Source organism: Nocardia sp. NPDC004568 (assembly GCF_040609955.1).
Lineage (GTDB): Bacteria > Actinomycetota > Actinomycetes > Mycobacteriales > Mycobacteriaceae > Nocardia.
The window spans coordinates 1-19,742 of the sequence record NZ_JBEXLL010000078.1 but is presented as its reverse complement, the minus strand read 5'-3'; the positions used below and the strand labels follow the sequence as shown (position 1 = coordinate 19,742).

Sequence of the window (19,742 nt, the reverse complement as noted above, 5' to 3'; positions counted from 1 at the left end):
TGCTAAGTCTTTACCAATACCATAGCGATGGTTTGAAACTCGGCTCGTTGCTGTGCCGAAAACCTGCTCCACCGCGAGATGCCGGTTCGCGGTCTGTGCCCGACTGGACATGTTGATCGTCAACCGACCTCGGCCCGTGCCGAGTCGGCGAAGGAGACCAATGGCAACCACAAGCGCGAACATCCACGCGTCACCGTCAGGATCGGGCTCGTCCGTATCCACGGCCGGGTCCGGATTCCGCTTACCGTCCCTGGACCCCGCCTCGATCCTGCGCCACGATGTCCCGGCCTCGATCGTGGTCTTCCTTGTCGCGCTACCCCTGTCCATCGGTATCGCGATCGCTTCCGGCGCCCCGGTGGCCGCCGGTCTCATCGCCGCCGTCCTCGGCGGCATCGTCGGCGGTATCCTCGGCGGTTCCGCCCTGCAGGTGAGCGGCCCGGCCGCGGGCCTCACCGTGATCGTGGCCGAATCCATCCATCAATTCGGTTGGCGTGTCACCTGTTTCATCGTCGCGGCGGCCGGTGTGTTGCAGATCCTGTTCGGCCTGAGCCGGATCGCCCGGGCGGCGCTCGCGGTGGCGCCGGTGGTGGTGCACGCCATGCTCGCCGGAATCGGTATCACCATCGCGCTCCAGCAGGTTCATGTACTGCTCGGTGGTGAATCCGGCAGCGCCGCATGGGAGAACATCACCGACCTGGCGGCCCGGCTCACCTCCGTGAACGGACCTGCGGCCTTCCTCGGAGTGACCGTCATCGTCATCATGCTGGGCTGGAATCGCCTGCCCGCACGCGTCAAGGTGGTGCCCGGGGCGCTCGTGGCCATCATGGTGGCGACCGGGCTCTCGCTGGTGTTGCCGATGGACGTGAAGCGGGTCGCGCTGGACGGCTCGCTGTTCGACGCGATCAGTCTGCCCGAACTGCCGCACGGTAATTGGGCCGCCGTGGTCATGATGATCTTCACCGTGGCGCTGATCACCAGCGTGCAGAGTCTGCTGTCGGCCGTCGCGATCGACAAGATGCACACCGGGCCGCGGACGGATTTCGATCGCGAGATGATCGGTCTGGGGTCGGCGAACGTACTGTCCGGGCTACTCGGCGGTCTGCCCGTCGCCGGCGTCATCGTGCGCAGTTCCACCAATGTGGCCGCGGGTGCCCGCAGCCGGGCTTCGGCGATCCTGCACGGTGTGTGGATACTCGTGTTCTCGGTGGCCCTGGTATCGCTGGTGGAGCAGATCCCGCTCGCCGCCTTGGCGGGCCTGTTGATCGTCATCGGTATGCAGCTGGTCAAACTGGCCCATATCCGGCTCGCGCACCGCACCGGCGATCTGCTCGTCTACATTGTCACCCTGGTCACGGTGGTTTTCCTGAATCTGCTCGAGGGTGTGCTGATCGGTTTGGCGCTGGCCTTCGCGCTCCTGGTCTGGCGGGTCGTGCGGGTCGCCGTGACGGCCGAGCGGATCGGCGGAACCGACCGCTGGCTCGTCCGGATCGACGGTTCCGCCACCTTCCTCTCCCTGCCGAAACTGTCCACCACCTTCGCCGAGATCCCGCAGGAGGCCGCGGTGACGGTGGAACTCACGGTGGACTTCCTCGATCACGCCGCCTACGACGCGATCACCGCGTGGGCGCGTCAGCACGAGAGCAACGGCGGCACTGTCGATTTCGTGGAGATCGGCGCCTCCCGGATGGCGAAGGTGCAGGACGCCCCGCCGTCGCGGGGTATGGGCCGGGTCGCGCTCGACGATGTCCTCGGACCGTGGCGGCTGCACCGCCACGGGTCGTCGAAGGGTTCGGGTGACAGCGGCGATCCGCTGGCCAGTGGGATCGCGGCCTACCACCGCAGCCGCGCGCATCTGGTGCGGTCGCATCTGGACGAACTGCGGGACGGCCAGGATCCGGATTCCTTCTTCCTGACCTGTTCGGATTCGCGGATCGTGCCGAATGTGATCACGCACAGCGGGCCCGGGGATCTGTTCACCGTCCGCAATGTGGGCAATCTGGTGCCCGAGCACGACGCCTCGGTGGAGGCGGCGCTGGTCTTCGCGCTGGAGAAACTCAACGTGCGGACGGTGGTGGTCTGCGGCCATTCGTGCTGCGGAGCGATGGGTGCCCTGTACTCGGGCGAGTCGGCGGGTCCGGGTATCGATCGGTGGCTCGAGTACGGGCAGCCGAGCCTGGAACGCTACCGGTCCGGGCATGTGGTGGGCGCCGCGGCGGAATCGGCCGGGTTCGGTCCGATGGAGCAGTTGAGCATGGTGAACATCGCGGTGCAGCTGGAGAACCTGCGGCGGCATCCGTCGGTCCGCCGGGCGATCGAGGAACGTGGGCTCACCGTCGCGGGTCTGTTCTTCGATATCGCGAGTGCGCGACTGATCGAGGTGAGTGAGGAGGGAATCGCTTCCATCGAGGACTCCGACGGATTGCTGGCGCAATTGCAGCGGGAACCGGCGTCGATGGGGACTGTGTGAGGAGGGCTCCGGCCCTCCGCTCCGGTCCTGTTGCTCGACTCGTGACCCCTTGTTCCAGAACATGTTCCGCTTGTGATGTGAGTCATAAGGAGATCGAATGACATGGTTGCGCGCGTTATCGCCAGTGGTGGGGGTTCCTTCTCGGGTTTTGATTAGTCATTACCCTTACTATGTAAATGGATTACCGCTCGGCCCGTTGGTGTGCCGAGTACCTACTTCACCGCGAGTTGCCGGTTCGCGGTCTGTGTCCCAGGTGGACACGTTGATCGTCAACCGACCTGGCCCGTGCCGAGTCGGCGAAGGAGAACGATGGGTACCCAGAGCACGAATTCCCCAGAGTCAGTTACTGGTTCGGGCCCGCGCGGGCGCGAGCCCGCCGGGTCCGGGAGCAGATCCACCCCGGCCTGGCTGACCTCGATCCTGCGCCACGATGTCCCGGCCTCGATCGTGGTCTTCCTTGTCGCGCTACCCCTGTCCATCGGTATCGCGATCGCTTCCGGTGCCCCGGTGGCCGCCGGTCTCATCGCCGCGGTGATCGGTGGCGTGGTCGCCGGCGCGCTCGGCGGCTCCCTCCTCCAGGTGAGCGGCCCGGCCGCGGGCCTCACCGTGATCGTCGCCGAATCCATCCATCAATTCGGTTGGCGTGTCACCTGTTTCATCGTCGCGGCGGCCGGTGTGTTGCAGATCCTGTTCGGCCTGAGCCGGATCGCCCGGGCGGCGCTCGCGGTGGCGCCGGTGGTGGTGCACGCCATGCTCGCCGGAATCGGTATCACCATCGCACTGCAACAGCTGCACGTACTGCTCGGTGGTGAATCCAACAGCACCGCGTGGACCAATATCACCGAACTGCCCGCGCAGCTGGCCGCGCTGCACGGCCCGGCCGTCCTCCTCGGCCTGGTCGTGATCGCCATCATGCTCGGCTGGAAGTACCTCCCCGAACGGATCAGAGTCGTCCCCGGCGCCCTGGCCGCCATCGTGGTGGCCACGCTGCTGTCCCTGGCGCTCTCGCTCGACGTCAAGCGGGTCACCATCGACGGTTCGCTGTTCGATGCGATCGGGCTGCCCGAACTGCCCCGCAGCGACTGGGCCGGGGTCGTGGTGATGATCCTGACCTTCGCCCTCATCGCCAGTGTGGAGAGCCTGCTGTCGGCTGTCGCGATCGACAAGATGCACACCGGTCCGCGAGCCGACTTCGACCGCGAAATGCTGGGTCAGGGTTCGGCGAACGTACTGTCCGGCCTGCTCGGCGGTCTGCCCGTCACCGGCGTCATCGTGCGTAGTTCCACCAATGTGGCGGCCGGTGCGCGCAGCCGCGCCTCGGCCGTGCTGCACGGTGTCTGGCTCCTGGTCTTCTCGGTGGCCCTGGCGTCGCTGGTGGAGCAGATCCCACTCGCCGCCTTGGCCGGCCTGCTCATCGTCATCGGCGTCCAGCTGGTGAAACTGGCCCATATCCGGCTCGCGCACCGCACCGGCGATCTACTCGTCTACGCGGTGACCCTGGCGGCGGTGGTCTTCCTGAATCTGCTGGAAGGTGTGCTCATCGGCCTGGCGCTGGCCTTCGCGCTACTGCTCTGGCGGGTCGTGCGGGTCACCGTCACCGCCGAACCGCTCGGTGGCACCGACCGCTGGCTGGTCCAGGTGGACGGATCGTGCACGTTCCTGTCGCTACCGAAACTGTCGTCCACGTTCGCGAAGGTTCCGCAGGGTATCCCGGTGACCGTGGAGATGACGGTCGACTTCCTCGATCACGCCGCCTTCGACGCGATCACCGACTGGGCACGCCAGCACGAGAGCAACGGTGGCACTGTCGATTTCGTGGAGATCGGGACGGCGCGGATGGCGAACGTGGAGGTGGCGCCGCCCTCGCGCAGTATGGCCCGGGTCGCGCTCGACGGGGTGCTCGGACCGTGGCGGGTGGACCGCAACGGTTCGTCCGACGGTTCGGGTGACGGTGCGGATCCGCTGGTCAGCGGTATCGCCGCCTACCACCGCAGCCACGCGCATCTGGTACGGCCGCATCTGGACGAACTGCGGGACGGGCAGGATCCCGACTCGTTCTTCCTGACCTGCTCCGATTCGCGGATCGTGCCCAATGTGATCACCAACAGCGGACCGGGTGACCTGTTCACGGTTCGCAATGTCGGCAATCTGGTGCCCGAACAGGGCGACGCCTCGGTGGAAGCGGCGCTGGTGTTCGCGCTGGAGAAACTCAACGTGCGGTCCGTGGTGGTCTGCGGTCACTCTTCGTGCGGGGCCATGGGCGCGCTGCACTCGGGGGAGTCGGCGGGCCCCGGCATCGACCGCTGGCTCGAGTACGGGCAGCCGAGCGTGGCGCGGTACCGGGCCGGGCATGTGGTCGGTCGCGCGGCCGAGGCCGCGGGTTTCGCTCCGGTGGAACAGCTGAGCATGGTGAACATCGCGGTGCAGCTGGAGAACCTGCGGCGGCATCCGTCGGTCCGCCGGGCGATCGAGGAACGCGGGCTCACCGTCTCCGGCCTGTTCTTCGATATCGCCAGCGCCCGGGTCATCGAGGTCCGTCTCGACGGCATCGCCCCGATCGAGGACAACGACGAGTTATTGGCGCAGTTGCAGAGAGAGCCGGCGCAGTCCACCCGGTGACGCGCCGGACCGTGGCCCGTCCGGGTGTTCCGGGCGGGCCACGTCCACGCCCGCGGCACCTGCCGCCTCGTAGGCTGGTACCTGTGAAAAGTCGTTCCGATTCTGCCGCGGACAGTCCCGCGGTCGAGGCCGGTGAGCCGTCGGAGGGCACCGAGCCCGCGGACACGCACCGATCCGGTCCCGCGTTCTGGCGCGCCTATCGAGACCGGATCGCGCGGCGCCCTACCCTCGAACTCGTCTATCGGATCGGGGTGGCGGTCGTCGGTACCGCGGTGTTCGTCGTCGGGGTGATCACCATTCCGTTCCCGGTCCGGGCTGGGCACTGGTATTCGCTGGTATCGGCATCCTCGCCACCGAGTTCGCGGTGGCGCGCCGCGCCCTGGTGTGGTTGCGGGACAAGTACCGGCGCGGGATGGCCTGGTACATCTCCCGCGGGCCGATCATGCAGGTGATCGCCTTCCTGGCCACCTGCGCGCTCGTCGTGGCCACGCTGTGGGTGCTGGGGACGTTCGGATTGGTCGGTGACTGGATCGGAGTCGATTGGCAGTGGTTGCGCAGCCCTCTGATGTCGTGACCGCGGTGAGCGGCCGGATGCTCACCGACGAATCGTGGCTGGCGGCTCGAATAGCGGAGCTCGGCGCGTCCTGGCGGACCGACTCGATGCGGGTCGGCGCGACGCTGTGGTGGGGTATGACCGCCTCGGCACTGGCCGAGCAGGTGGTGGGTGCGCTCGCGCGACAGCGCCCGATAGCGGCGCCCACCCTGGACCGGCTCGCGCTGACACTACGTGCCGACGGGTCGGTCGAACGCGTCCGGATCGACACGCCCGGGCCGGATACGGCGGGCGCGACCTCGGCCCATCCCATACCGGCCGCGGACTCCGGGATCGAGGCCACCGAGGCCGATATCGCGGTCGCCCTACGGGAGACCCTTACCACGGTGATCGACCGCCTCACCGCCGTGTCGGGTGTCCGGGAACCGGCGCTGTGGGCGGTGGTCACCGATGCGGTGGGGAGCTGGGCGGTCGACGCCGGGCAGCCCCCGATCGGCCGGCGGCTGGCCGAGGCGATCGGCACGGCGCTGCCCGAACCCCGTTTCGTCGAGGTCGGGGGGCGCACCTTCGTCCGCCGCGCCTCCTGCTGCCTGGTGTACGAGGCGCCGGGTTGCGAGAAATGCGTCAGCTGCCCCAAGCGCCGCCCCCACGAGCGCGAAGCGCTGCTCGCGGACTACGCGCGGCGGGGGTGAGGAGCCGGTTCCGTCGAGGGCCGGGGGTGCGCGCGGCCACGGCGGGCGACCTCGCCCGGTCCATCGACACGCGTTACCGGCTGTGCCGATAGCATGGTCGCGGCCGGGCTGTGCCCGGTCACCGACAGACGGATCGAGCCGTCACCGCACCGGAACGAGCCGGAGTGACGCGGGCGATCCGTTGCCCGACCGAGCCGAACCGCAACCGGCCGCAGATACCGAGGAGAGCGCCACCGTGACCACCACAGCCCCCCGCAGCCCAGCCACCCTCGTCCGGGTGCCTGCCGGGACGACGGCGGGTGCCGCGGTGCGTGAGGCGGGCCTGCCGGCCAAAGGCCCTGACACCGTGGTCGTCGTCCGCGACGCCGCGGGACAGTTGCGCGATCTCTCCTGGGTTCCAGAACTCGACACCGAGGTCACCCCGGTCGCCGCGAACACCGAGGACGGCCGCAGCGTGATCCGCCATTCGGCCGCCCATGTGCTGGCCCAGGCGGTGCAACAGGAGTTCCCGGAGGCCGTGCTGGGTATCGGCCCGCCGATCAAGGACGGCTTCTACTACGACTTCCGGGTCGAGCGTCCGTTCACCCCCGAGGATCTGGCCAAGCTGGAGTCCCGGATGAAGAAGATCGTCAAGGGCGCGCAGCGGTTCTCCCGCCGCGTGGTCGAGGTGGACCAGGCGCGGATCGAACTGGCGAAGGAGCCGTTCAAACTCGAACTGATCGGCGACAAATCCGGTATCGACGACCCGGAGATCATGGAGGTCGGCGGGAACGAGCTGACCATCTACGACAATCTCGACCCGCGGACCGGTGAGCGGGTGTGGGGCGATCTGTGCCGGGGCCCGCACATTCCCACCACCAAGTTCATCCCGGCCTTCAAGCTGACCCGCAGTTCGGCCGCGTACTGGCGCGGCGACCAGAACCGGGAGGGCCTGCAGCGCATCTACGGCACCGCGTGGGAATCGGCCGAGGCGCAGGACGAGTACCTGCACATGCTCGCCGAGGCCGAGAAGCGCGACCATCGCAAACTGGGCGTGGAACTGGACCTTTTCTCGTTCCCGGACGAACTGGGGTCGGGCCTGCCGGTCTTCCATCCCAAGGGCGGCATCATCCGCAAGGAGATGGAGGACTACTCGCGCGCGCAGCATGTGGCGGCGGGCTACGAATTCGTCAACACTCCGCACATCACCAAGGCGCATCTGTTCGAGACCTCCAAGCACCTCGAGTGGTACGCCGACGGGATGTACCCGCCCATGCACCTCGACGCCGAACTCGACGAGGACGGCACGGTGCGCAAACCGGGGCAGGACTACTACCTCAAGCCGATGAACTGCCCGATGCACAACCTGATCTACCGGTCCCGGGGCCGGTCCTATCGGGAACTGCCGCTGCGGTTGTTCGAATTCGGTTCGGTGTACCGGTACGAGAAGTCCGGGGTCGTGCACGGCCTGACCCGGGCCCGCGGTTTCACCCAGGACGACGCGCATCTCTACTGCACCCAGGAGCAGGTGGTCGAGGAACTGACCGGCACCCTGCGGTTCGTGCTCGACCTGCTGAAGGCCTACGGTCTCGACGATTTCTACCTGGAGCTGTCCACCAAGGACCCGGACAAGTACGTCGGCTCCGACGAACTGTGGGACGAGGCCACCGAAACCCTGCGCCAGGTGGGGGAGGCGTCCGGCCTGGAGCTGGTGCCCGATCCGGGTGGCGCCGCCTTCTACGGGCCGAAGATCTCGGTGCAGACCCGCGACGCGCTCGGCCGCAACTGGCAGATGTCGACCATCCAGCTGGATTTCTTCGAACCGGATCTGTTCGAACTCGAGTACACCGCCTCCGACGGCACCAAGAAGCGGCCGGTGATGATCCACCGGGCGCTGTTCGGTTCGATCGAACGCTTCTTCGGCGTGCTCACCGAGCACTACGCGGGCGCGTTCCCGGCGTGGCTGGCGCCGGTGCAGGTCGTCGGCATCCCGGTCGCCGATACCTTCGTCCCGCATCTGGACGCGGTGGTGACCCGGCTGCGCGCGGCCGGGGTCCGGGCCGACGTCGATCGCGGTGACGACCGGATGCAGAAGAAGATCTTCAACCACACCGCGCAGAAGGTGCCGTTCATGCTGCTCGCCGGCGCGCGGGATGTGGAGGCCGGCGCGGTGAGCTTCCGGTTCCGAGACGGCACTCAGGTCAACGGGGTGCCGGTGGACGATGCGGTGCGCGTGGTCGCGGAGTGGATCCGCCGCCGCGACAACTCCTCGCCCACCGCGGAAACGGTACGCGCCCTGGTGGACAGCGAAGGCGGTGCGCCCGAGTGATACCGGGTCCGTCCGGGCGGGGAAAGGGTATGGAGCATGAGTGAGCGCACGGTGCCGGACGAGCTGACCGGTGAATCCGGCGCGGCCGAGGAGCGGTCCGGCGAGATCGTGGATCGCGGTGCGGGCGAACCGGACCGGTTGCAGCGCCTGTGGACGCCGTACCGGATGTCCTATATCGCGGAGGCCGCCACCACGGCCCCCAAGGGGGCGACCGGGCATCCGTTCACCGATATCCCCACCATGTCGGACGAGGACGGTCTGGTCGTCGCTCGCGGTGAGCAGGTGTACGCGGTGCTCAACCTCTACCCCTACAACCCGGGGCACATGATGGTGGTGCCCTATCGCCGGGTCGCGAACCTGGAGGATCTCACCGCCGCCGAATCCGCCGAACTGATGGAGTTCACACAGCGGGCCATCCGGACGATGAAGAAGGTGTCCCGGCCGCACGGTTTCAATGTGGGACTCAACCTGGGCGGTGTCGCGGGCGGCTCGCTCGCCGACCATTTGCACCAGCACATCGTGCCGCGCTGGGGAGGTGACGCGAACTTCATCACCGTGATCGGGGGCGCGAAGGTGATGCCGCAGCTGCTGCGCGAGACCCGGGCGCTGCTCGCGTCGGCCTGGGAGGAGGCGTAGATGAGCGAGGCCGTGCCACGTGCGCTCGCCGGAGCCCGACGGGTCCGGGTGACCCATCGGGCAGGGCAGGAGGGGTAGGTGCTGAGCATCTTCGGCCGGGCGACCTTCGCCAAGGCCACCGCGCCGCTGGGCAGAGCACTGGTCGGCACCGGCCTCACCCCCGACGCGGTCACCCTCATCGGCACCGCCGCCTCGATCGCCGCCGCCGTCACACTGCTCCCCACCGGGCATCTGTTCTGGGGAACCATGCTCATCTGGCTGTTCGTCATGTTCGACATGCTCGACGGGGCGATGGCCCGGGCCCGGGGCGGTGGGACCCGCTACGGGGCGGTGCTCGACGCGACCTGCGACCGCGTCGCCGACGGCGCCATCTTCGGTTCGCTGGCCTGGTGGGCGGTCTACCACGAACAGAGCAGACCGCTGTTCGTGGCCACCCTGGTCGTCCTGGTGACCTCCCAGGTCATCTCCTACGCCAAGGCCCGCGCCGAGGCCAGCGGGCTGTCCGCCGACGGCGGACTGATCGAACGCCCGGACCGGCTGGTGATCGTGCTGGTGGGTGCCGGGCTCACCGGGATCGGCGGGTACTGGGGTATCGAATGGCTCACCTGGGCCGTCCACGTGGCCATGTGGATCCTGGCCGTCCTCAGCATCGTGACAGTGGGCCAGCGGGTGCTGGCGGTCCGCAATTCGCCCGGTGCCCGCGAGATCCTGGGTGGCGCGAACAAGGGAACGGAGCAGTCGTGAGCAGGTGGCGGGCGAACGCGAGCGATCGCGGATACGCCGCGGGCTGGCGGCTGGTGCGCGCCCTCCCGGATCGGGTGGCGCGCACACTGTTCGACCGGGGCGCGGATTTCGCGGCCCGCAAGGGCGGCCCGGTCCAGTTGCGCCGCAATCTCGCCCGGGTGGTCGGGGTGCCCGCGGAAGCCGTATCCGACGAACTCGTCCGGGCGAGTATGCGTTCCTACGCCCGCTACTGGCGTGAGGCGTTCCGGTTACCGACGATGGATCACGCCGAACTGGTGCGGTCGGGCCGGATCGTGGTGATCGGCCTGGAGCACCTGGACGCCGCGCTGGCCCGCGGTCGTGGAGTGGTGTTCGTCCTGCCGCATTCGGGCAACTGGGATATGGCCGGTACCTGGCTGGTCCAGAACTACGGCACGTTCACCACCGTGGCCGAACGGCTGAAACCGGAATCGCTGTTCGAACGGTTCGTCGCCTACCGGGAGAGCCTCGGCTTCGAGGTATTCCCGCTGACCGGCGGCGAGCAGCCGCCGTTCACCGCGCTGGCGCAACGGTTGCGCGACAACAAGATCGTCTGCCTGATGGGGGAGCGGGACCTCACCGGGCGCGGTGTCCCCGTCACCTTCTTCGGTGAACGGACGTGGATGCCCGCCGGAGCGGCCGCGCTCGCCGTGGAAACCGGTGCCGCGCTCATGCCGGTACACGTCTCGTTCACCGTGGACGACCGCGGTCGTGAGGGCTGGGTCGTCCGTACCCGGGAACCGCTGGACGTCACCGACGGTGTCGCGGCCGCCACGCAGGCGCTGGCGGATTGCTTCGCCGCCGGGATCGCTGAGCACCCGGCCGACTGGCATATGTTGCAGCCGCTGTGGGAAACGGATCTGTCCGAGGCCCGGCTGGACCGCATCCACGCCGAACAGGCGCGGCGCGACACGTTTGCGATCGAAGCCGGTGGAGACCGCGCCCCATGAGAATCGGCATGGTCTGTCCCTACTCGTTCGATGTACCGGGCGGCGTGCAGGCGCATGTGGTGGAGTTGGCCCAGGTCTTCCGGGAACGCGGGCACAAAGTGAGCGTGCTGGCTCCCGCCGCCGAGACGACCGAACTCCCGGATTTCGTCGTCTCGGCCGGGCGCGCGGTGGCGATCCCGTACAACGGTTCGGTGGCCCGGCTCTCCTTCGGGCCGACCGCCTACACCCGGATCCGCCGCTGGATCGAGAGCAACGAGTTCGATGTCCTGCACATCCACGAACCCAACGCCCCCAGCCTGTCCATGCTGGCCCTGAAGATCGCCGAGGGCCCGATCGTGGCCACCTTCCACACCTCCACGACGAAGTCCCTGGTACTGGCGACATTTCAGGGTGTGCTCCGGCCCTATCACGAGAAGATCAGCGGTCGGATCGCGGTCTCGGAACTGGCCCGCCGCTGGCAGGTGGAGGCGCTCGGTTCCGACGCGGTGGAGATCCCGAACGGGGTCGATGTGCAGGCGTTCGCCCGCGCGCCCCGACTGCCCGGCTACCCGCGCCCGGGCGGCACCGTCCTGTTCCTCGGACGCTACGACGAGCCGCGCAAGGGGATGCAGGTGCTGCTCGGGGCGCTCCCGGCCCTCGTCGCCCGGCATCCCGAGGTGGAGGTCCTGGTCGTCGGCCGCGGTGACGAGGACCGGCTGCGCCGGGAGGCCGGCCCGCTCGCCCGGCACCTGCGCTTCCTCGGCCAGGTCTCGGACGAGGAGAAGGCCTCGGCTATGCGCAGCGCCGACGTGTACGTGGCACCCAACCTGGGCGGGGAGAGTTTCGGGATCATCCTCATCGAGGCCATGGCCGCCGGGACCGCCGTGGTGGCCAGCGAGCTGGATGCCTTCCGGCGGGTCCTGCGCGACGGTGCCGCCGGGCTGCTGGTGCCGGTCGGCGACGCCGCGGCCCTGGCCGACGCCCTGGACACGGTGCTCACCGACGAGGTCCGGCGGGGCGATCTGGTGCGTACGGCGACACAGGTGGTCGGTACCTACGACTGGCCGGTGGTGGCCGAACAGATCCTGCGGGTCTACGAGACCGTGGTGGTCGGCGATCTGCGGGTGCGGGTGGCCGGATGATCACCTTCTCCGCGACCACGGTTCTGGTCCTCGCGCTGGTCGCCGCTCTCGTGGTCGCACTGGGGGTGTGGGCCTATTCCACCGCCAACCGGCTCGACCGCCTGCATGTGCGCACCGATCTGGCCTGGCAGGCGCTGGAGGCGGCGTTGGCCCGCCGGGCCGTGGTGGCCCGGGCGGTGGCGACTTCGCTGGCCGGCGCGCACGCCGGCCCGGGACCCGATACGGCCGAGTCCGCCCGGCGGCTCACCGCACTGGCCGACCGTGCCGAACGCACCGGCCGCGACGACCGGGAAACGGTGGAGAATCAGCTGGCGGCCGCCCTGTCGGGCGTCGATATCGCCCGGCTGCCGACCCAGCAGGTCGCCGAACTGGCCGATGCCGAAGCCCGGGTGCTCATCGCCCGCCGCTTCCACAACGACGCCGTCCGCGACACCCTGGCGTTGCGGACCCGCCGCCCGGTGCGCTGGCTGCACCTCGGCGGTACCGCGCCCGTGCCGACCTACTTCGAGATCGCCGAACGGGCCACCCCCGCGGCCACGACCGGGCTGGAGGTCGACACCACACGGGTCTCGGCGCGGGTGGCCCTGCTCGACGAACAGGACCGGATCCTGCTCATGCGCGGCCACGACCCGCTCGCCCCGGAGGTGTCGTTCTGGTTCACCGTAGGCGGCGGGGTGGAACCGGGGGAGAGTCTGCGCGAGGCCGCGGTGCGTGAGGTGTACGAGGAAACCGGCCTCACTGCCGATCCGGCCGCCCTGCGCGGCCCGATCTGGCGGCGGGTGGCCGTCTTCCCCTTCAACGGCGAGCTCATCCGGTCCGAGGAACTGTTCTTCGCGCTGCGGGTACCGCGCTTCGAACCCGACGCCGCCGATCTGACCTACGTGGAGCAGCGCTCCATCACCGGGAACCGGTGGTGCGGCCCGGACGAGATCCGGGCGTACGTCGCCGCCGGTGAGATGGTGTATCCCTACCAATTGGACGAGCTGCTCGCGGAAGCCGCGGCGGCGGCCGACGCCGCGGCCGATCCGGAGGTGCGCTCGATCCGGTGAATGTGACCGGGCTCACTGGCGTGATAGGGTTGCAGGCGGTTTGACATGCCGAGGATGTGTCGATTCGGTGTGTGGAGGTGAGTACGTGTCCTACATCCTGTTCGATTACCTGTTGCCCATTCTGGGCCCCGGCGCCGCCGAGTACTGGGCGAAGCTGCTGGTGGTCGATCCGATCTGAGTCGGTTCGCAGTGCCCCGCCGGGCCGGTGTCATACCGGTCCGGCGGCGCCGTTTTCCGGTCCAGTATCCCGAGGCCGGCGGGAAACCGCAGGTGGATGCCAGGCCAGTGTGCGTCAACTGGCTATGAAGCCGGATTGTCGCCCCACCTAGAATCGTGGTGTTCATCGACGATCCACCTGGCAACAGACACAGGAGCTGCCGTGACCACGCCCGAGACCACCCAGACCCCCGACGCGACCCGCGAGGCCGGTACCGCCCGGGTGAAGCGCGGTATGGCCGAGATGCTCAAGGGCGGGGTGATCATGGATGTCGTCACCCCGGAGCAGGCCAAGATCGCCGAAGACGCCGGTGCGGTCGCGGTCATGGCGCTCGAGCGGGTGCCGGCCGATATCCGTGCCCAGGGCGGGGTGTCCCGGATGAGCGACCCGGACATGATCGACGGGATCATCGAAGCGGTCTCCATCCCGGTGATGGCCAAGGCCCGGATCGGGCATTTCGTGGAAGCCCAGGTGCTCCAGAGCCTCGGGGTCGACTACATCGACGAATCCGAGGTCCTCACCCCGGCCGACTACGCCAACCACATCGACAAGTGGAACTTCACGGTGCCGTTCGTCTGCGGCGCCACCAATCTCGGTGAGGCACTGCGCCGGATCACCGAGGGCGCGGCCATGATCCGCTCCAAGGGCGAGGCCGGCACCGGCGACGTCTCCAACGCCACCACCCATATGCGCAAGATCCGGCAGGAGATCACCCGGCTGACGTCGCTGCCCACCGATGAACTGTTCGTTGCCGCCAAGGAACTCCAGGCGCCCTACGAACTGGTGAAGGAGATCGCCGAAACCGGGAAACTGCCCGTCGTGCTGTTCACCGCCGGCGGTATCGCCACCCCGGCCGACGCCGCCATGATGATGCAGCTGGGCGCCGAGGGCGTTTTCGTCGGTTCGGGCATCTTCAAATCCGGTAATCCGGCACAGCGCGCGAGCGCGATCGTCAAGGCGACCACGTTCTACGACGACCCCGATGTGCTCGCCAAGGTGTCGCGTGGGCTGGGTGAGGCGATGGTCGGCATCAATGTCGACGAGATCCCGCAGCCGCACCGGCTGGCCGAACGCGGTTGGTGATCGGCGCGCAGCACTGCCGCGGCACCGCGTCGCCCGGATGCCGGGCGTGCGCCTGCGGCGTCGCCCGGGTGCCGCGGTGCGGTGCCGGAGCGCGGTCGGCCCGGTAGCGCGGCGCGGATGGAACTGCGGCAGCTGCGGTACTTCGTGGTGCTCGCCGAGGAACTGCATTTCGGCCGTGCCGCCGACCGCTTGTTCATCACCACGCCCACGCTGAGTCAGCAGCTGAAGGTCCTGGAACGGGAACTCGGTACCCCGCTGGTGCTGCGCGGCCGCCGGACGGAATTGACTCCGGCGGGAGCGGCGCTGCTGGTATCGGGTCGTGAGGTCTTGCGTGCCGCCGACGAGGCGGTCCGGTCGGCGCGGCGCGCGGCCGGGGTCGACGATCCGCGCCTGCGCCTCGGGCTGGTCAACGGCGCACCGCCCTGGTTATCCACCCGGATCGGCGAACTGGCCCGGGCCGCGGTTCCGGGTGCTCGGACGGTGCTGACCAGCGGTACCACCGCCGAGCAAGCCGAGTTGCTGGCCGCGGGCGCGGTGGATCTGGCGCTGCTGCGGGCACCGGTCCAGTTGCCTGCCGCCTTCGCCCAGCGACCCGTGGTGGCCGAGGAACTGGGGGTCCTCGTGTCGGCCGGTCATCCGCTCGCCGACGCCTCGGCTCTGACCCCGGACGACCTGGATGGGCACGAGCTCATCCTCTTCTCCCGCGACGTGGCTCCCGGACTGCACGACCGGCTGCTCGGCGAGCTCCGCGCGCGAGGGGTGCGGATGCGGCTGAGCGACAGTGTGCTCGGCCATGCCCAGATGGTTGCGGTGCTGCCGTCGCGGGACGACGTGGTGGGTGTGGAGTCGCCGCGGGCCCGGCGTCCGGGCTTGGTCTGGCATGCCTTCCCGGGTGAACCCCTGATCGTCACCTACGTCGCGGCCTGGCCGCGTGACAGTCGCAATCCGGTGCTGCGGGGCCTGCTCGCGACGCTGCCCGCCGGTGTGCTCACCGGACCCGCCGAAGTCTGAACCGCCTTTCCGCGGGCCGGGCAGACAGGCGCCCTCAGCTGCGGTGTTCGCCGGTACCGAACAGTGGTGTGCGAGCACCACATGGACCGGGGATCTCGCCGATGGTCGACTGGCGGCATGACAGCAGATACCACGGCGGCCGAGCGGGTCGTCATCATCGGTGGCAGCTCGGGAATGGGTCTCGCGCTGGCCCGGGAACTCGTCGGTACGGGTGCCGAGGTGGTGATCGCCGGCCGGTCCGCCACCCGGCTCGCCACGGCGTCGGCCACGCTGCCGACAGAACCCGGCGCGGTGCACACGAGGCAGGTCGACATCACCCGGGAATCCGCGGTCGAGACGCTGTTCGCCGACCTCGGCCGGATCGACCACGCGATCGTCACCGCCGCCGACGTGCGGGGAATGCATGCGCCCATCCGGTCCTTCGAACCCGCGGCGACCCGGGCCCTCGTCGAGACGAAACTCTTCGGGCCCGCGCTGGTCGCCAAGTACGCCGATTTCTCCCCGGGTGGTTCGCTCGTGCTGACCTCGGGTATCGCCGCCCATCGGCCGGGCCCGGGTGCGGCGCTGGTCGCCGCCGTGAACGGCGGCGTGGCCTCGCTGGCCTACGCGCTGGCACTCGAACTCGCGCCGACCCGCGTCAATGTGATCTCGCCGGGTTGGGTGGACATCCCGATCTGGGAGTCGATCGGTGGTGGCGATCCGGTGCGGCGACAGCGGGATATGGCGGCGCGGCTACCGGTGGGCCGGATCGGGCGCCCGGACGATATCGCGGCCGCGATTCTCGCCCTCATGCGCAATCCGTTCGTCACCGGCACTGTTCTGCACGCGGACGGCGGCCACCGGCTGGTCTGATGTGCCGGCCGCGGCTGCGGCGAGGAGCCGATCCGTGCCGGCGCGGCTCGGCGCCCCGGGTCCGAAGAGATCCCCGCCGGGCGGCGGGTCGCGTCCGTCGGGATGTATTCACAGCGGAAGTCGAGATCGGCCCGGCTTTCGCCGGCACCTGGTGAGGACCGGCGGATCAGCCGTGTATCGCTCGGTCAGCCGGTGCCGGTGCGCAGGGCGGGACGGTCGGGATGATCCCAGCGCACGAAGTACTCCGCTGTTCCGCCGTGTTCTCGATCGTGGGCGAGCAGTGCCGGCACCGTCCAGGCCTCGTCGTCCGGGGTGCCGCGGGTGAGCGCGGCCGCGCTGAGATCGAGATGGACGGTGCGGTCGAAGGGCAGGCCGCGACCCAGCAGCATGGGGCCCGTGACGAACAGCACGGTCCCGGGCAGCGCGGTGCGCCGGCGGGCTCGCGCGGAGCGATCGGCGGTCTCGTCCCACAGCGCGGGCAGCCAGGTACCGGCACGGTGCACCGCGTCGAGTACTTCGCGCCGCAGCGCCGAATAGTCGAACCAACTCGTGCGATAGGAGTCCTCGTCGCGGCCGAACTCCATCCGCAGCGAAGCGGGCCGGACGTAATCGTGCAGCGACACCGTTTCGCTGGGCCGCCCGTCGGCGCGCACCCGCTCGGCGGCGCGGCCCGCGAACTCGCGCGGGCGCGCCGCGTCGGCGCCGTCGACGCCGACCACCCGGTACCCGTCCAGCGTCCGCAGGTCCCGGGTCAGTAGTTCGGCGAGGGCATCCGGGGTGGTCGGGGTGAAGCGGGGCACCGGACCATCACAGCAGGTCCGGCCGAACGGTCGGTGACGGGGATTACCCGTGACCGGATCGTGGGAGAACCGGGGGCTCGGGATAACCTCGGCGGATGGCGACTATCGAAGAGGCACTGGAGATCGAACGCCTCGAGCGGGATATCTTCCGCGGCGCGTCCACCAAGACCCAGCTGCCGCGTACGTTCGGCGGCCAGGTGGCGGGCCAGGCGCTGGTGTCGGCGGTGCGCACGGTGGAGCCGCGGTTCCAGGTGCATTCCCTGCACGGCTACTTCCTGCGGCCCGGCAATCCCGGGGCGCCCACCGTCTACCTGGTGGACCGGATCCGCGACGGTCGCTCCTTCTGTACCCGCCGGGTCACCGGGGTGCAGGACGGGGACGCGATATTCACCATGTCGGCGTCCTTCCACCTCGGTGACGAGGGGCCGTCGCATCAGGACGAGATGGCCGAGGTGGAGCCGCCGGACGATCTTCCCGACGCCGCGACCAGCATGGATCCCGAGCGGCTCTGGGCCATGCGGGAATGGGAGCACTGGGATATCCGTCCGGTGCCGCAGGAGCAGGTGACCAAGCGGCCGGGGGTGGTCTCCCCGCAGCAGGTGTGGTTCCGCTACCGCCATCCACTGCCCGACGATCCCCTGTTCCATGTGTGCACGCTCGCCTATATGAGCGATATGACGCTGCTCGGCTCCTCCAAGGTCACCCATCCCGACGAGCCCACCCAGAACGCCTCGCTCGACCACGCGATGTGGTTCCTGCGCCCGTTCCGCACCGACGACTGGCTGCTCTACGACCAGTCGTCGCCGTCGGCCGGGTTCGGCCGCGCGCTGACCGGGGGCAAGATCTTCGATCGGGGCGGTCGGTTGGTCGCCGCCGTGGTACAGGAGGGCCTGATCCGGACCCCGCGTACCTAGCCGGGGCAGCTCCGGCACCGGCGTGAGCCCGGGCACACCGGTTCGGCTCGTAAGCTCGCACAGGTGAACGAGTCTGCGATCGCTTCGGAACCAGCGGCCCCGTCGGCGACCGGTGCCGTGCCCGACCGGCCCACCATAGGTGTACTGGCCCTGCAGGGTGACGTCCGGGAACATATCGCGGTGCTCGCCGAATGCGGGGCGCGTCCGGTCCTGGTCCGCCGGCCCGCCGAGCTGGCCGCTGTCGACGCGCTCGTGCTGCCCGGTGGGGAATCCACCGCGATCAGCAAACTGCTCGAGATCTTCGAACTGCTCGAACCGTTGCGCGCGCGGCTGCGCGCCGGGATGCCGGCGTTCGGTTCGTGTGCGGGGATGATCCTGCTGGCGAGCGAGGTACTCGACACCCGGCCCGACGCGCGGCATCTCGACGGAATCGATATGACGGTGCGCCGCAACGCTTTCGGCCGCCAGGTCGACTCGTTCGAAACCGATATCGAGTTCGCCGGGCTGCCCGGCGACCCGGTCCGGGCGGTGTTCATCCGCGCGCCGTGGGTCGAGCGGGCCGGTGACGGTGTGGAGGTGCTGGCCCGGGTGCCGAGCGGTCCGGCCGCCGGCCGGATCGTCGCCGTCCGGCAGGGCCGGGTGGTGGCCACGGCCTTCCACCCGGAAGTCACCGGTGATCACCGTGTGCACCGAATGTTCGTCGATCTGGTCCGTGGCGTAGCGTTGTCGACCGATACCGTGCCATCGACCTGAAGGAAGTAGGGAATGAGCGGCCACTCCAAATGGGCCACCACCAAGCACAAGAAGGCGGCGATCGATGCTAAGCGTGGCAAGCTCTTCGCCAAGCTGATCAAGAACATCGAGGTGGCGGCCCGGACCGGCGGTGGCGATCCGGAAGGCAACCCGACGCTGTTCGACGCCATCCAGAAGGCCAAGAAATCGTCGGTTCCCAACGACAATATCGAGCGGGCACGTAAGCGCGGCGGCGGCGAGGAAGCCGGCGGCGCCGACTGGCAGACCATCATGTACGAGGGCTACGGCCCCAACGGTGTCGCCGTCCTGATCGAATGCCTCACCGACAACCGCAACCGGGCCGCCGGTGAGGTTCGTGTCGCCATGACCCGCAACGGCGGGAACATGGCCGATCCGGGATCGGTCTCCTACCTGTTCCACCGCAAGGGCATCGTCACCCTGGAGAAGAACGGTCTGTCCGAGGACGACGTGCTGCTGGCAGTGCTGGACGCCGGCGCCGAAGAGGTCAACGACCTCGGCGAATCGTTCGAGATCATCAGTGAGCCCGGCGACCTGATCGAGGTCCGCAAGGCGCTGCAGTCGGCCGATATCGACTACGATTCCGCCGAGTCCGGGTTCCAGCCGTCGGTGAGCGTCGCGGTCGACGCGGACGGCGCCCGCAAGGTGTTCAAACTGGTCGACGCGCTGGAGGACAGTGACGACGTCCAGAACGTGTACACCAATGTCGATATCTCCGACGAGGTACTGGCCGAACTGGACGCCGACTGACTAACCGGCGAGGCCGGCGTAGTAGCTCCGCAGGGCGGGGTAGTAGTCGTCGAAATCGGGGCGGGGCGCCTCCGGGCGCGGCGCCCCCAGCCAGTGCCGGGAGTAATACCCACCCCGCCCCAGCGCGGGGCGATCCGGAGAGGGGCGGGGGGGGGAAGAGTGTTACACAGTTGGTGTTGATATAGGT

17 protein-coding genes and 1 pseudogene are annotated in these 19,742 nt (G+C 69.0%); 17 read left to right on the top strand and 1 reads right to left on the bottom strand.

Annotated elements, in window-relative coordinates; genetic code table 11:
- The first annotated feature begins 160 nt into the window (after positions 1 to 160).
- The 14 genes and pseudogenes from ABZV91_RS27035 (at position 161) to ABZV91_RS26970 (ending at position 16,320) form a co-directional block, all read left to right on the top strand.
- On the top strand, positions 161 to 2,467 hold the full coding sequence (locus tag ABZV91_RS27035) for a SulP family inorganic anion transporter (RefSeq protein WP_355247338.1): 2,307 nt from the start codon (positions 161 to 163) through the stop codon (positions 2,465 to 2,467).
- A gap of 309 nt (positions 2,468 to 2,776) precedes the next feature.
- Entirely contained in the window at positions 2,777 to 5,086 is a 2,310-nt protein-coding gene (locus ABZV91_RS27030; protein WP_355247335.1) for a SulP family inorganic anion transporter, read from the top strand.
- 172 nt (positions 5,087 to 5,258) lie between these two features.
- Positions 5,259 to 5,438 (top strand): annotated as a pseudogene (locus ABZV91_RS27025) (PGPGW domain-containing protein); the annotation flags it as partial.
- A gap of 12 nt (positions 5,439 to 5,450) precedes the next feature.
- Entirely contained in the window at positions 5,451 to 5,660 is a 210-nt protein-coding gene (locus tag ABZV91_RS27020) for a hypothetical protein (RefSeq protein WP_355247332.1), read from the top strand.
- A complete protein-coding gene (locus tag ABZV91_RS27015) occupies positions 5,657 to 6,331 on the top strand; it encodes a (2Fe-2S)-binding protein (protein ID WP_355247329.1) in 675 nt (224 codons plus the stop codon). The genes ABZV91_RS27020 and ABZV91_RS27015 overlap by 4 nt, the downstream gene beginning before the upstream one ends.
- A gap of 235 nt (positions 6,332 to 6,566) precedes the next feature.
- A complete protein-coding gene (gene thrS / locus ABZV91_RS27010) occupies positions 6,567 to 8,639 on the top strand; it encodes a threonine--tRNA ligase (protein WP_355247326.1) in 2,073 nt (690 codons plus the stop codon).
- A gap of 36 nt (positions 8,640 to 8,675) precedes the next feature.
- Entirely contained in the window at positions 8,676 to 9,275 is a 600-nt protein-coding gene (locus tag ABZV91_RS27005; protein WP_355247323.1) for an HIT domain-containing protein, read from the top strand.
- Between the two features lie 78 nt (positions 9,276 to 9,353).
- Complete coding sequence (pgsA, locus tag ABZV91_RS27000; protein ID WP_355247320.1) at positions 9,354 to 10,019, top strand: phosphatidylinositol phosphate synthase; 666 nt, start codon at positions 9,354 to 9,356, stop codon at positions 10,017 to 10,019.
- The gene (locus ABZV91_RS26995) at positions 10,016 to 10,987 is read left to right on the top strand and encodes a phosphatidylinositol mannoside acyltransferase (protein WP_355247317.1); all 972 of its coding nucleotides are present in this window, start codon (positions 10,016 to 10,018) and stop codon (positions 10,985 to 10,987) included. Before pgsA ends, ABZV91_RS26995 begins: the two co-directional genes overlap by 4 nt.
- On the top strand, positions 10,984 to 12,108 hold the full coding sequence (locus ABZV91_RS26990; RefSeq protein ID WP_355247314.1) for a glycosyltransferase family 4 protein: 1,125 nt from the start codon (positions 10,984 to 10,986) through the stop codon (positions 12,106 to 12,108). The genes ABZV91_RS26995 and ABZV91_RS26990 overlap by 4 nt, the downstream gene beginning before the upstream one ends.
- Positions 12,108 to 13,157, top strand: a complete 1,050-nt coding sequence (locus tag ABZV91_RS26985; protein ID WP_355247372.1) for an NUDIX hydrolase — start codon at positions 12,108 to 12,110, stop codon at positions 13,155 to 13,157. Before ABZV91_RS26990 ends, ABZV91_RS26985 begins: the two co-directional genes overlap by 1 nt.
- 379 nt (positions 13,158 to 13,536) lie before the next feature.
- Positions 13,537 to 14,457 carry a pyridoxal 5'-phosphate synthase lyase subunit PdxS gene (gene pdxS / locus ABZV91_RS26980; RefSeq protein WP_083872722.1) on the top strand — a complete coding sequence of 307 codons (921 nt, stop codon included), beginning with the start codon at positions 13,537 to 13,539 and terminating at the stop codon, positions 14,455 to 14,457.
- Between the two features lie 117 nt (positions 14,458 to 14,574).
- The gene (locus tag ABZV91_RS26975) at positions 14,575 to 15,468 is read left to right on the top strand and encodes a LysR substrate-binding domain-containing protein (RefSeq protein ID WP_355247310.1); all 894 of its coding nucleotides are present in this window, start codon (positions 14,575 to 14,577) and stop codon (positions 15,466 to 15,468) included.
- A gap of 117 nt (positions 15,469 to 15,585) precedes the next feature.
- A complete protein-coding gene (locus ABZV91_RS26970) occupies positions 15,586 to 16,320 on the top strand; it encodes an SDR family oxidoreductase (protein WP_355247307.1) in 735 nt (244 codons plus the stop codon).
- 185 nt (positions 16,321 to 16,505) lie between these two features.
- Here ABZV91_RS26970 and ABZV91_RS26965 read toward each other — a convergent pair whose 3' ends face one another.
- Positions 16,506 to 17,120 (bottom strand): hypothetical protein, encoded by a 615-nt coding sequence (locus ABZV91_RS26965; protein ID WP_355247304.1) that lies wholly within the window; start codon positions 17,118 to 17,120, stop codon positions 16,506 to 16,508.
- 95 nt (positions 17,121 to 17,215) lie between these two features.
- On the opposite strand from ABZV91_RS26965, the gene ABZV91_RS26960 reads away from it, so the two are divergent.
- From ABZV91_RS26960 to ABZV91_RS26950, 3 genes are all read left to right on the top strand, one after another.
- Positions 17,216 to 18,034, top strand: a complete 819-nt coding sequence (locus tag ABZV91_RS26960; protein ID WP_355247301.1) for an acyl-CoA thioesterase II — start codon at positions 17,216 to 17,218, stop codon at positions 18,032 to 18,034.
- 117 nt (positions 18,035 to 18,151) lie between these two features.
- Positions 18,152 to 18,787, top strand: coding sequence for a pyridoxal 5'-phosphate synthase glutaminase subunit PdxT (pdxT, locus tag ABZV91_RS26955; protein ID WP_355247369.1), 636 nt, complete (start codon positions 18,152 to 18,154; stop codon positions 18,785 to 18,787).
- Positions 18,788 to 18,799: 12 nt separating this feature from the next.
- Positions 18,800 to 19,555, top strand: coding sequence for a YebC/PmpR family DNA-binding transcriptional regulator (locus ABZV91_RS26950; RefSeq protein ID WP_039825627.1), 756 nt, complete (start codon positions 18,800 to 18,802; stop codon positions 19,553 to 19,555).
- Positions 19,556 to 19,742 lie beyond the last annotated feature (187 nt).